The sequence below is a fragment of the Agrobacterium vitis genome, from assembly GCF_014926405.1.
GTDB classification, from domain to species: Bacteria; Pseudomonadota; Alphaproteobacteria; order Rhizobiales; family Rhizobiaceae; genus Allorhizobium; species Allorhizobium vitis_H.
On the sequence record NZ_JACXXJ020000003.1, the window covers coordinates 1,093,461 to 1,106,993 of the forward strand.

Sequence of the window (13,533 nt, forward strand, 5' to 3'; positions counted from 1 at the left end):
CGCTTTCCGGGAGATCCCGGAAAGCGCATTCGAAATCCAATAACGGACATTGATGATGACCAGCAAAGCTCAATCTATCCAAGGCATTATTCCCGTCATGCTCACGCCTTTTCTTGAGGATGGGCAGATCGATTACCCCGGTCTGGAACGCCTCATCGAATGGTATGTCGCCAACGGCTCCGGGGCCTTGTTCGCAGTGTGCCAGTCCAGCGAGATGATGTTCTTGTCGCTGGATGAGCGTATGGCGCTGGGTCGTTTCGTGGTGGAAAAGGCAGCGGGTCGCCTTGCAGTCGTTGTGTCCGGCCATATCAGCGACGATCTGGACAAGCAGATTGAGGAATTGCAGGCCATGAGCCGGGTTGGTGCAGATGGGCTAATCCTCGTGACCAACCATCTCGACCCTAAGAAAGAAGGCACAGCTGTCTTCAAGGCAACGCTGGATAAGCTGCTGTCCGTGCTGCCGGAGGACCTGCCGCTTGGTCTTTACGAATGCCCAGCCCCTTATCGCCGTTTGCTGAGCGATGAGGAACTGACCTATTGCGCCCACACCGGTCGTTTTATCATGCTCAAGGATGTGAGCTGTGATCTTGATACGGTCAAGCGTCGCCTCGAACTGACCAAAGGCACACCGCTGAAAATCCTCAATGCCAATGCGGCCATTGCCTGGGATGCGATGAAGGCTGGCGTGCCGGGCTTCAACGGCGTTTTCACCAATTTCCACCCCGATCTTTACAACTGGCTGTGGCGTGAGGGTGAAAAGCATCCACAGCTCGCTGAAGAGCTGGCCACCTTCCTGGTACTGTCGGCTGTTTCGGAAGGTCTCGGCTATCCGGCACTCGCCAAGCTTTACCACCAGCGGATTGGCACCTTTGACAGCATTCGCTGCCGGGTGATCGATTATGACATTCGGGAGCGCTTCTGGGCACTGGATGCCGTGCTGGATAAAATCATCGACGGTACCGAGCATTTCCGCAATCGGATCGCCAAACTCTGAGGCGAGAGCCGTCATCGAGATCAGAAGCGCCAAACGCGTTCTGATCTCGGTTCTGACCCGCATTCCCTATTATTTCAGGAGATTTCCCATGATCACCGGCTCTCTTCATCATTGGCAATTTTACCGCGCCACTTTGCCGGCCTGTATCATCCGCGCCATAGAGGCCGTCACGGCTCTCGATCTGCCCAACCTGCCCACGGGACGACATGAGATCGACGGCGAGGACATTTTCCTGCTGATCCAGGAACTGTCGACCAAACCGGCGGACCAGCTTCGGCCAGAGGCTCATCGCCGCTATATCGATATCCAGATCCTGCTTGAGGGACGGGAAGCCTATGGCGTGGCCTTTCCCGACCCTCACCTTGTTCCGATTGACGACCGCCTGGAGACGCAGGATATCGCCTTTTATCCCGCACGACCCAGTGAGTATTCTGTGGAGCTTAATGCCGACGATTTCATCGTGTTCTTCCCGGGAGAGTTTCACCGTCCCTGCTGCGAGATCGGAGCCCCCTTGGCAATCCGCAAAGCAGTCATCAAGGTCGATGCCAGGCTGCTGGCGTCTCATTAACTTTTTCAATGATCCAAGCGGATGATAGAGCCATAGCGCGCAGGCTATAATTTCGTCGCAAAGGCACCGCTTGTGCGACAGCGTCTTAGACGCCTGTCAGGTTCGCGCTGAACCAGACAGGCTCTACTGGTTAATTAAAGCGGCCTTACCAATTGCTTGCCGGATCAGGAAACGCGATTGGAGTAGTAGAGTCCAAAATTCAAAGCCAGCATGGCCAGCAAAATTCCAATCGCCACCACAATAAAATAGCCGATCCTTTTAAGAGCACTCCACGGTTTGTTCTTTCGGCTGAAAGCTGCAAAGCCAGCAGCGCCGAGTGAGATACCAAGAATGGCGGGGAGTGACAGCATTTTCATCATCTTTCGTCATTTCTAGCACCGATTTGGTTTTATTCAGTGCACAAACCAACTTACTGGCGCATGCTGTCCGCAGCCTGCCGAATGCCGTCTTGCGGAAGCTATCTGTCCATAGGTGTGAAGTCCCCCGATACCCCCTGTCGTGCTCAATAACGCGGTGGGTGGAAAGCGGCAAACGGAAATTTCAGCCGAACGCATCTCGCTACGAACAACCAATTCTGATCACGCTGGTTGCAAAAGAATGGAGCAGTTTTAACATAACGCCGCTGATAGGTTTTGCTTATCGTGCCTATCAATAAATCCAACTTAAATTTAACATCGACCTCCTCTATGAAGAGGCTAGGGATAATTTCCGTCAGGCCCTTTATGCCATTTCCCGGTTAAAATCGGGCGAGCCGTCATACGAGAGCACATTGTCGACACTACGAAATTGAATGGTCGACGGAAGATGCCCCTGATTGAATAAAGTATGAGGATATCAAGGGAGAATCCTATGGATACCAAGGTTGAAACTGGTGGAAAATGTCCGGTTGCGCACGGGCCAGCTGGCGCGAAGGGTCGGGGCAACCGCGATTGGTGGCCTGAACAGCTCGATGTGCAGATCCTTCACCAAAAGAACAAAATCGCCGATCCAATGGGCCCTGACTTCGATTATGCCGAAGAATTCAGGAAGCTCGACTATGAAGCCCTGAAGAGCGATCTTCATGCGCTGATGACCGATTCTCAGGATTGGTGGCCAGCCGACTTCGGCCATTACGGTGGCCTCTTCGTCCGCATGGCATGGCATAGTGCTGGCACCTATCGCATCACCGATGGCCGCGGCGGCGCAGGCGCCGGGCAGCAGCGTTTTGCGCCGCTCAACAGCTGGCCGGACAATGCAAATCTGGACAAGGCACGCCGTCTGCTCTGGCCGATCAAGCAGAAATACGGCAACAAGATTTCCTGGGCTGATCTTTTCGTTCTGACCGGCAATGTCGCCCTGGAATCCATGGGCTTCAAGACCTTCGGTTTCGCTGGCGGACGCGCCGACACATGGGAACCGGAAGAACTGTTCTGGGGTCCAGAAGGCACCTGGTTGGGCGATGAACGCTACAGTGGCGAACGCCAGCTATCCGAGCCGCTCGGCGCCGTGCAGATGGGCCTTATCTACGTCAACCCGGAAGGCCCCAATGGCAATCCGGATCCGATCGCTGCGGCCCGTGACATCCGCGAAACGTTTAGCCGTATGGCAATGAACGACGAGGAAACCGTCGCATTGATCGCCGGCGGCCATACGTTCGGAAAAACGCATGGCGCAGGCGACCCATCCCTGATCGGAGCGGAGCCGGAAGGCGGCGCGCTCGAAGATCAGGGCCTCGGCTGGAAAAGCAAATTCGGCACTGGCTTTGGTGCCGACACGATCACTGGGGGACCGGAAGTCACCTGGACGCAGACCCCGACCCGTTGGAGCAATTTCTTCTTTGAAAACCTCTTCAACTTCGAATGGGAACTGACAAAAAGCCCGGCTGGCGCCCATCAGTGGAAGGCCAAGAACGCCGAACCCTCCATCCCGGATGCCCATGATCCGTCCAAGAAGCATCTTCCAACCATGCTGACGACAGACCTGTCGCTGCGTTTCGATCCGGCTTACGAAAAGATCTCGCGCCGCTTCCTGGAAAACCCCGATCAGTTCGCTGATGCTTTCGCCCGCGCCTGGTTTAAGTTGACCCACCGCGACATGGGGCCAAAGGTTCGTTATGTCGGTCCGGAAGTGCCTTCAGAAGATCTCATCTGGCAGGATGTCATTCCTCCCGTCGATCATCCGCTTGTCGACGATAGGGATGTGGCCGATCTGAAAGCCAAGGTTCTGGCGTCTGGTCTTTCGGTGCAGGAACTGGTTTCGACGGCATGGGCATCGGCTTCGACCTTCCGGGGTTCCGACAAGCGCGGCGGTGCCAATGGCGCCCGCATCCGTCTTGCTCCGCAGAAGGACTGGGACGTCAACCACCCGGCGCAGCTTGCCAAGGTCCTTGGCGTTCTCGAAGGGATCCAGCAGGAATTTAATGCCGCGCAATCCGGGGGTAAAAAGATTTCCCTCGCCGATCTGATCGTGCTTGCCGGTGCAGCAGGCGTTGAGAAAGCAGCCAAGGCTGGCGGTCACGATGTCACCGTTCCGTTTACCCCAGGCCGGACAGATGCGTCGCAGGAACAGACCGATGTCGCCTCCTTCAATGCATTGAAACCACGCGCCGATGCTTTCCGCAACTATCTGAGCGGGCATCAATTCATGAAGCCGGAAGAAGCACTTGTCGACCGTGCTCGGCTTCTGACCCTGACGGCACCTGAAATGACCGTTCTCATCGGTGGTCTGCGCGTGTTGAAGGCTGGCCAGCCGGAACATGGTGTCCTCACCCGCAATCCCGAGACGCTGACGAATGATTTCTTCGTCAACCTGCTCGACATGCGCACGCAGTGGGCGCCAGTTGCAGGCCAGGAGGGCGTCTATGAAGGTCGAGATCGCAAGAGCGGCGAACTGCTTTGGACCGGGACGCGCGTGGATCTGATCTTCGGATCGCACTCGCAGCTTCGCGCCTTGGCGGAAGTCTATGCGCAGTCGGATATCAAGGAAAAGTTCGTCAAAGACTTCGTTGCGGCCTGGACGAAAGTGATGAACGCTGATCGTTTCGATCTGGTCTGATCGATGACATCGATGGGACGCGGCAGATGCCGCGTCCCATCAGATTGCCGGCAGACCTGTCGGACGTCGCGGCAATGCCGCCTTTGAAAAATGCAGCGCCTTATCGCATCCCTCCCCTTTTGCATCCCCACTCACATTCAAAGCCAAGCGCACCGTTTACTGCCGCGCCGAGTGGACGCGTATTGCTGAGCCGGAAAGGTGTTTGCAGCAATTTTCTCCAGTTACCCGCAATTGAGCATCAGCGCTTGAAGACGCACTGGCAAACCGGGCACACCATCCTCGATAAGCTACACTTTAGCGGTACAGCAACGCAGCAGGTTAAGTCGCCATTGAATCCTGATTGCACAAAGGGTTAAACAGGAATAGCGCCATGCCTGTTGGGCAAGAGACGACACCAAAGCGGATATTGCAGAGTCAACCAAACGGAAAAATGATTTGAAATCCAACGGTTTTATTCGGCTTTTCGGCATGCGCAACGATGCTTCATTCGATACCGAGCGGGCGCAGGCAATCATGCGCATTGCCGTTATTTTCATAACCGCCGCCTATGTCATGCCTCTGGTTGCAAATGGTGTGACGCCTCCAGAAGGGCAAAGTTTCTATTGGCTGTTTGCGATCTACATCCCCTACTCCTTCTTGCTGCTCCTGTGGATCGTTCTGCGGCCAGGCGTCAACATGCTGCGGCGAACCCTCGTGACGCTGCTCGACTACACGTTCACGACGTTTGCGATGTCCGTCGGCGGGGCGCCACTTTTCCCGATCGCAGCGCTGGTCGTCTGGCACACGGTTGTCAGCGGCTTACGTTTCGGCCCCAGGCATTTGCTCCCAGCGACGGCATTGGCGCTGAGTTCTTTCGCAATCGCCACTTATTTCAATGTCTATTGGCAGCAGAACCCTTATGTCGTGCTGACATTCATAATGATGGCAATCCTCGCGCCGTCCTACACACTGGCATTCTTGCTGCGACTTCAAAGTGCCTATGCCGCCGAGCAGGAAGCAAATCTGTCGAAATCGCGGTTCCTTGCCCATGCAAGCCATGACCTTCGTCAGCCTATCCATGCCATCAGCCTGTTTACGGCTTGCCTGCGCGACGCAGGGCTGAAACAGGAAGAACTGGCGATGGTCGACAATATCGATCGATCGCTGCAAAGCGTGTCACGGCTCTTCAAATCCTTGCTCGATATTTCCACCCTGGACAGCGGCAAACTGATCCCGCAGATGGAAACGGTGGCAATTGCCGATATCCTCAATGAGGTTGTCGATCAGAATATGGAGGCCGCACAAAAAGCCGGGTCACAGCTACGGCTCGTCAATTGCACGCGTTTTGTTGCGGTTGATCGGTCTCTGCTGAATACGATTCTGCAAAATATCCTGAGCAACGCGATTAAATATGCCGGGGGCCGTAAAATCGTGATCGGCTGCCGCCGCAGTGGCGGCGGCCTGACCATTCAGGTCTATGACCAGGGCCCAGGCATTGCGCCAGAGCATCATCTTCGCATATTCGACGAGTTTTATCAGGTCCGTGAGCGGGGTGACAAGGATGTCGACGGGGTCGGCCTGGGCTTGGCAATCGTCAAGCGCCTCGGCACCCTCATGGGGTTGCAGGTCTCATTGCGGTCGGTCGTCGGAGCGGGAACGGCGATCTCCGTATCGGGATTGAAGATTGCCGTCCCCATGAAGGTTTTGAGCGCGGAGCAGATAGCGCCATCCGCTACCAATCCGGCTCATGGCGTGCGCGTGCTGCTCGTTGAAGACGATGAGGCCGTGCTGCTTGCCACAGCCAGCCTGCTGCGCAAATGGGGCTGTACGGTTCAGGCAGAAACAGCGATACCCTCCGTGCTGCACCATTGCGATCTGCTGATAACGGATTTTGACCTTGGCGGACGCATGACAGGCACGGAATGTATCGCCAAGGTTCGCCAGCTTGCCGGTTGGAAAGTCCCGGCGGTGGTGATGACGGGACACGCTCCCTCAAGAGTGATCGAGGATATCGCCGACAGTGACATACCGATCCTCTCGAAGCCCGTTCGCCCTGCTGAGCTTCGCTCGGCAATCCTGCTACCTGGAATCGGAGTTCCGTTCCGATGAGCCAGGAGAGGTCGGCACCAATCCCATGGCAATCCCCTTGGTCACGGCCCCGGCGCGGGTCGCCACGCCAAGTGAGCGGAAAATAGCCGAGACATGGATGCGAACCGTGAAAGGAGAAATACCAAGAATGATGGCGATCTCCTTATTGGTCCGGCCCTCGGCAAGGAGATGCAAAACGTCGAGCTGGCGCTGGCTTAGCGTCGGGCTGGCATAACTGGCAATGGCGTTCGTCGAGACCGGTACCTGGACAACGACGTCACCTTCGCGAACCGCCCGCAGGATTTCCTTTATCTCATCCGGCAGGGCTGCTTTATTGATGAACCCATTGATCCCGGCATTCATGACAGTATCGACCAAAGCTTTGTCGCTGGCCATAGTGACCACGACGATCGACGCCAGGCGAAACTCTTCGCGAAGCGCACGCAAATTCGATACGATATTGTTTCCCTCAAAAAACAGGTCCAGGATGAACATGCTGGGCGGGAAAGGGTTGGCTCTTGCAATTTCGAGAGCGGCGTCGAGAGTATCGGTGGACGCAATTTTTGAATGCGGCAAAAGCTGCCGAACCAAAGCGAAAATGCCCTCCCGGAATATCGGGTGATCATCAGCGATAATAATGAATTCGTCAGTCATATAAATTTATGATCCGCTTCATCTCCATGTACACCAGGGCTTGAAGATGCTTGCGCATCCTCGCCTTAAAGGCATTGCAAATATCTCAAATGCATCAGGTACTTGAGATATTCGCAAAGAGAATACGAAGTGTGCTTTCAATGACTCTTCGCATTACACAACGCGTATCGCTGAATGTCCATTCCTGTCGGATGAAAACAGCCGGGCATGTCCTTTGTATCATATGCGACACCTTCACTTCGACAGGACAGCGATCCTGTCGAGCCCGCTTGCCAGACCTTTCAAGGAAATCGTGAACGGAACATCTGCACCGCCACCATATGCGTAAGCAATGAGTTTTAGCGATTTACCACTTTTCAATGCGTTAGCCCCCTTATCTGTAAATGTCAGGGATACGAGGCAGCCGGAGGGAAGGCATGTCGAGAACCGCGAGGACTTGCCAGGCGGCGTATCGTCTATCGCAAATGCGACCCCCTTATCCAGGTCCAGCCCAAAAGGCAGAACGAGCGAACCCTTTATACTCTTGTCGGCGGCAGGCGTGAGTTCGATGCCAAGAACCTGCTGGCCATTTTGCTGCACCTGTCGTTGAAATGTCGAGCAGACACGGCTTTCGTTGCGCTTCGAGCAGGCAACCGTCCAGTCCTCATAGGTTTCGGAAAGCGAAGACGGAGCATTGGGGCGACCATTGCTGTCTTGTGAAAAAGCGACGGTGGACGCAACATTCGCGGCCACCATGATCGCAACAATTTTGGCGATCTTCATCAGAAACGCACATCCAGCTTTGCGTTGATGCTGTTTGAGGTTTCATTGCTACCGAATTCACCGGAATAGCCAATGCCGATCGTGGCGGTATCGCTGAGCCCGACATCGAGCCCGAGTTCGACAACGGCCGCATCCTTGGTCAGCGGCGTGCCGGAGACGACGTAACTCTGGCTGCCGACAAATGCCAGGCGTGAGGTTGGGTCGGTATCACCGAAGGCGTGCTGCCAACCAAGCATGCCTCTGGCCTTTGCGATATAGCCGCCCAGCATGAAATCGGAAGAGGCACGCAGGCCAAGGGTCGTCAGTGTCGTGTCCAGGCTGTCGCTCGGGCTCGACAAGGCCGCAATGCCACCACGCTCATTAAAGCCGTCTCTCTGAACATTGACATGGGTAAGGTTGGCAAATGGCTCGAAAGCGACGGTGCTGACATCGATGCGATAACCGAGTTCACCAAAGGCCTGGAAGCTGCCAGCGTCGTAATCAGCCTTCAGATGGTCGTTGAAACCGGAGAATGCCACGGATCGATTGGTCGACACCTGATGCCAGGTATAGGTAAGGCCTGAGCGGAAGGACAATTCACCATATTGCGCTCCGGCATACATGCCGAGATGATAGTTATCGCTATGGCCAAAGGATGAGCGGTCATTGGCATCGAAGCTGGACCGGCTATAGCCGCCAACGGCACCCACTCTCCAATCGGCGGAGACCGGAACGTCGAGACCCGCCACGAAACCACCGGTGGACGAACTCAAATCCGCGGCATTGCCATTGCCATCAATGCTGTTCCATGTGCCGAAGCCCTGGCCCCAAGCCGTAAAGAGCGGCATGTCCTTGTAAGCCGTGTCGAGCTTACTATCACCCTCCGCATAGGCCATGACCGGTGTCGGACGTGCGCCCACCGTGTTGAACGATGCCCGCATCCGGTCATTGACCGAATTGCGCAGCAACGTGCTGCTGGTGACCAGCGTATTCATGGCAGATGCGTGGACCTCGCCGGAAAGCGCTTCGAAGGCATGACGCGCTTCGTCCGCGCTCAACGGCAGCAGGCTGTTGTAGAGTGCAAGCGATTGACCGCTTTGCTGCAACGTATTCAAAGCCAGAGCCACGGTGCGCTGATTTTGGGTCTCGGCGACCCGATCAAACAGACCGGTGGATGGACCAGGGGTCGGCGTTGGGGTCGGCTCGGGCGTTGGCGTTGGCGTTGGCGTAGGCTCCGGTGTCGGTTCCGGGGTAGGAGTTGGTGTCGGTTCCGGGGTGGGCGTTGGGGTTGGTTCAGGAGTAGGTGTCGGCTCTGGTGTCGGTGGAGTCGTGTTTTTGACGGCAATGGTCAGATCGACTTCATTGGTTTTCTGTACCAAACCAACATCCAGAAATGCCGATTTGGAAATCGCCTGGGCAAATTGCCCCTGGATACCGCCAGCCGATGACAGAATCGTATAGGTCTGGCCGTTTTGGTAGCTGGTTGCAGCATCGAGAGCTGTCACCTGCACGGATACATTGTTAGCGATTGAGGTTTTACCCGCGCTATCCACATAGGTCGGATTATTCTGGGCATCGGTTCCGGTCCAGGCCTTCAGGGTTTGAACGACGATTTTGTCGCTGGTGCCATTTCCGGCAATATCGACATCGTAAGCCGAGCCTTCGCCGAAAGAAATGTTGCCGTTCACCGTGAAGGTGCCGATGGCATTGTCGGAATTTCCGGGTGAAATCAGCGCACCCTTTTCCAGCGTGACATTGCCGACGGCTCCAGACCCGATCAGCCGTCCGAATGCCGTACCAGCATTCCGATCGCCCCAGACATCGATATTCGATGAAAAATATTCGCTTCCAAGGAAGTTCTTCCTGATAGCACCCGTGTCGGCTTTGACGTTGAAGGTGCCGTTCTTGACATCAATATTCGTCTGCCATGCGAAGACATTGTCGTAATTGGTAACGGCTGTTCCCATATTGCTGGCCAGAACCAATGTACTGCCACCATCGACAATGATTCCGCCGAGATTATCGGTGGCCTCGAACTTGCTGAGATCCCCCGTCAGGATTGTTTCGCCCGACATGGACTTGATGTTTCCGTCACCGGTCAATGCATTGGCAAAGACATAGCCGGTTTGTGTGTGGTTGAAATTCAGGTATGCCCTCTCGGATGAACCGAATGAAATAACGGCGTCAGGATTGATATAGCCGGCAGCAGCGGCGGCTTGGCCTTTGGGCTCGCCTCCAAGGGCCAGATTTCCCAGATCGATCTTGCCGCCAATGGTCAGGTGACCGCCGGTTGCCATTGTGATGCCGTTCTTGACATTCAAGTTGGCGCTATCGGCGATAGATATATTCGAGTTAGGCGCATACCCACCATTGACCGTCAAAGTCCCATTCACATCCATGCGGGATTGGGCGCCTGTGACCACGAAATTCTGAAAGCTACCGCTTGTGCCGATTCCAACATCCTGGGCGACGATAGCACCGCCGTCTTCGATGCTTGCATTGGCGCCAACCGTCAAAGTTCCCGTGCTCGTCACCTTCGAACCAGCGCCGCGGACAACAAAATTTGCAAGGCTGTTATCCGTGCCGTCCGCCGGGAGGCCACTGAACTCTGCGTCGATCGCATTGATCGAGCCCCCATTCGCGATGAGGACCGTTCCGGAATTGGAAATGCGGTCCGCAGTCAAGGTCGAGCCACTTCCAGTCACATTCAGCTGCGACGTGCTCGCGAACGTAAAATATTTTGCATCAACAGTACCGCCATTCTCGATATTGAGAGTGCCGTTTTGATTGACCGTAATATTATTTGCCAGGACGTAATTGACCCTGGGAATGATCCAGGAAGAACCGGGACCGCTCACAGTGACAGTCCCTGAACTACCAACCCGGTAGCCTACATAACCATTTGTGCTGTACACTTTTGCGCCATTGGCGATCGTCAGGCCAATGTCTTTATTGTTATAGCCGACATAGAGATCACCATCGACCATCGTATCACTCGTCCAGGTCGTGTTACCGCTATCAAGCACGACATCTTGAGCAAGACTGACGCCTGAACAGGAAACCACAGCCGTTACAGTAATAGATGGGAAAACAAGGGATTTTGAGAGGTATTTAACGATACTAGGAAAGATGTTCTTATGTTTTAAGAGTGTATCGCCAAAATTCTTGCTGGATGTCTTGCTCATTACGTCGCCCCGTATTCCAGTGAACATTTGCAAGCAACATTGTTTTCCACAATAACAATATTACCCATATTATTTGTCGACATGTCTATGTCGCATTCAGCACAGAAACGGGACCGAGGCCATTAGTGCAGATGTGCTATACGCGACATCGAACTTCGCAGAGCGATCAACCTCTCCACCTTCGCTCCCGCGTCAGAGCCGTATTCTTGAAGTTTGGAGCCGGTGGGAACGGGTCGGTTTTAGACCTTAAAGCGAACCTGAAAGACCCCGGCACGCCTTGGGCCACGCATTGATAAACTGGTCATCGCAGGCGCGTGACGAGATTTATTGAGCGCCCTCATTTCTCTTCACCACATTGAGAGAGGAAAAAAACCAAGCTACAGGCGCATCAATTGAATAATTAAAATCTATAAAATCGATAGATTAAGAATGATAAATCTTTCCCTGATTTCCATGCTCGTCTAGCTTGTTGTTACAGCTTCTCACCAATCAAGGCAGGAACGCACCGTGACCATCGCAGCGACAAAGCGCGCCACCTGTTTGCGCTCAAAATCAAAATAACCTCCGCAAACGGGGCTGTCCGTCCGTCCCGACATAAGACGCCACCCGACCAGGACCTAATTCATGATCAAACATTCCGATTCTCTGGCTGTTTCCCGACGCAGGTTGCTGCTTGCCGGTTCTGCAATCCTCTCTGTCGCTCTTGTCACATCAACTGGCTTGAAGCCCGCTCATAGCGCGGACAATGCGAAAGACGGCGGCGATATTACGTTCCTGATCGACTCGTTGGGCAATACCTGGATACCCAACAACAGCGCGATCTCCAGCTTTCAGGGGCATGTCTGGGGCCACGTGGCCGACAAGCTCGTCTATGTAGATGCCGATGGCAAAGTGAGCCCGTGGATTGCTGAGCGCTGGGACCAGAATGAAGGTGCCACCGAGTTCACCCTTCACCTTAAAACGGGCGTGACCTTTTCCGATGGCACGCCACTTGATGCGGCTGCTGTCGTTGCAAATCTCGACATCTGGTATGCAGGCCGCAAGAGCGAAGGCATCAACCCGATCGGCCTTTTTCCCAAGACCTACGATCACGCAGAGGCGATTAATCCCTCCACGGTGAAAGTCGTCTTCAAAAAGCCGACACTCGGCTTCATTCCAACCCTCGGCTATCACGGCTCGATCCTGATTTCCCCCAAGACCATCACCCAGCCAGCGACACAGCAGGCTGACCTCGGCAAGACCTCTGGCAGCGGCCCTTACGTGGTTGAAGCCTGGAAGGAAGGCGATTTCGTCAAACTGGTGAAGCGCAAGGATTACAATTGGGGACCAGCAGCTGTTGGCCATACCGGACCAGCATTTCTGGATAGCATCACCTATAAACTGGTCTCCGAACCATCGCTTCGGGTTGCGGCGGTTCAATCCGGGCAGGCCGACATTGCCTATAATGCCTCGCCCCAGGAGTTGAAGTCGCTCAAGGACGATGGCTTCACCGTTGCCACGCCGCGCTATCTCGGTTTCGTCAATGGCTGGGCGGTGAATACCAAGCTCGAGCCCTATAACGATGTCAGGGTGCGCCAAGCCCTTCAGTCTGGCATCGATCGCCAGGAAATCATCGATACGGTCTATACATCGGATTGGAAGCTGGCGACCTCGTTTATCCAGAGCAACGTGCCGGGCGCAACCGACCAGAGCACACTTTTGGCCTACGACTCCGCCAGGGCGGAAAAGCTGCTGGATGACGCAGGCTGGACGAAAGGCACAGATGGTATCCGCGCCAAGGATGGAAAGCCGCTTTTGCTGACGCTTTACTCCAACCCCTATCTTGCCACGTCGAAGGCGGTGGACGAACTCATTGCCCAACAGCTCGGCAAGATCGGCTGGAAGGTCAATATCCGCACCTATGACGTGGTGACCTTCACCGAAAAGGTCAAGTTCGCAGGCCCAGCCGTACCAGCCTATGAAGTCACCCGCAGCTTTATCGATGCCGGGACCGTGGCCAGCATTCTGACCGATGCCAATAATGGCGAAAACTGGTTCGCGCTGGACCAGAGCGACCAGAAGATCAATGAGCTACGCGATAGAATTGCAGGTGCCCCTTCGTTAGAGGTGCGTGATCCGCTGCTGAACGAACTACAGAAATACGTCATCGAGCAAGGGTATTTCATCCCTCGCACCCAGATCGTTCAGCGCATTTATGTCCAGTCCCCGAAGCTTTCAGGCGAAGTCTATAACGGCATTGCCTATGCCAGCTACTACACCGCAAAAATCAGCCAATAACCAGCAATGTAAGG

Annotated in this window: 9 protein-coding genes; 5 read left to right on the plus strand and 4 right to left on the minus strand. The window is 54.9% G+C overall.

Annotation, left to right across the window (positions count from 1 at the left end):
• The first annotated feature begins 52 nt into the window (after window positions 1–52).
• Both IEI95_RS06235 and IEI95_RS06240 read left to right on the plus strand, forming a co-directional pair.
• On the plus strand, window positions 53–994 hold the full coding sequence (locus IEI95_RS06235; RefSeq protein WP_197435553.1) for a Dap2 family DHDPS-related protein: 942 nt from the start codon (window positions 53–55) through the stop codon (window positions 992–994).
• Window positions 995–1,082: 88 nt separating this feature from the next.
• Window positions 1,083–1,562, plus strand: a complete 480-nt coding sequence (locus IEI95_RS06240; RefSeq protein ID WP_156532030.1) for a NanQ anomerase/TabA/YiaL family protein — start codon at window positions 1,083–1,085, stop codon at window positions 1,560–1,562.
• A 164-nt stretch (window positions 1,563–1,726) separates the two neighbouring features.
• On the opposite strand, the gene IEI95_RS06245 is transcribed toward IEI95_RS06240, so the two are convergent.
• Window positions 1,727–1,921 (minus strand): hypothetical protein, encoded by a 195-nt coding sequence (locus IEI95_RS06245; RefSeq protein WP_156532029.1) that lies wholly within the window; start codon window positions 1,919–1,921, stop codon window positions 1,727–1,729.
• A gap of 490 nt (window positions 1,922–2,411) precedes the next feature.
• Between IEI95_RS06245 and katG the strand changes: the two genes are divergently transcribed.
• Window positions 2,412–4,595, plus strand: a complete 2,184-nt coding sequence (gene katG / locus IEI95_RS06250; RefSeq protein ID WP_194416160.1) for a catalase/peroxidase HPI — start codon at window positions 2,412–2,414, stop codon at window positions 4,593–4,595.
• A 468-nt stretch (window positions 4,596–5,063) separates the two neighbouring features.
• Window positions 5,064–6,683, plus strand: a complete 1,620-nt coding sequence (locus tag IEI95_RS06255; protein ID WP_194416161.1) for an ATP-binding response regulator — start codon at window positions 5,064–5,066, stop codon at window positions 6,681–6,683.
• Here IEI95_RS06255 and IEI95_RS06260 read toward each other — a convergent pair.
• The 3 genes from IEI95_RS06260 to IEI95_RS06270 form a co-directional block, all read right to left on the minus strand.
• Window positions 6,654–7,316: a response regulator transcription factor gene (locus IEI95_RS06260; RefSeq protein ID WP_156532026.1), complete on the minus strand. Its 663-nt coding sequence runs from the start codon at window positions 7,314–7,316 to the stop codon at window positions 6,654–6,656. The genes IEI95_RS06255 and IEI95_RS06260 overlap by 30 nt on opposite strands.
• Before the next feature lie 234 nt (window positions 7,317–7,550).
• Complete coding sequence (locus IEI95_RS06265; RefSeq protein ID WP_156537360.1) at window positions 7,551–8,078, minus strand: invasion associated locus B family protein; 528 nt, start codon at window positions 8,076–8,078, stop codon at window positions 7,551–7,553.
• Window positions 8,078–11,044: an autotransporter domain-containing protein gene (locus IEI95_RS06270; RefSeq protein WP_194416162.1), complete on the minus strand. Its 2,967-nt coding sequence runs from the start codon at window positions 11,042–11,044 to the stop codon at window positions 8,078–8,080. Before IEI95_RS06270 ends, IEI95_RS06265 begins: the two co-directional genes overlap by 1 nt.
• 822 nt (window positions 11,045–11,866) lie before the next feature.
• On the opposite strand from IEI95_RS06270, the gene IEI95_RS06275 reads away from it, so the two are divergent.
• On the plus strand, window positions 11,867–13,519 hold the full coding sequence (locus IEI95_RS06275) for an ABC transporter substrate-binding protein (RefSeq protein ID WP_156537896.1): 1,653 nt from the start codon (window positions 11,867–11,869) through the stop codon (window positions 13,517–13,519).
• The last annotated feature ends 14 nt before the right edge of the window (window positions 13,520–13,533 follow it).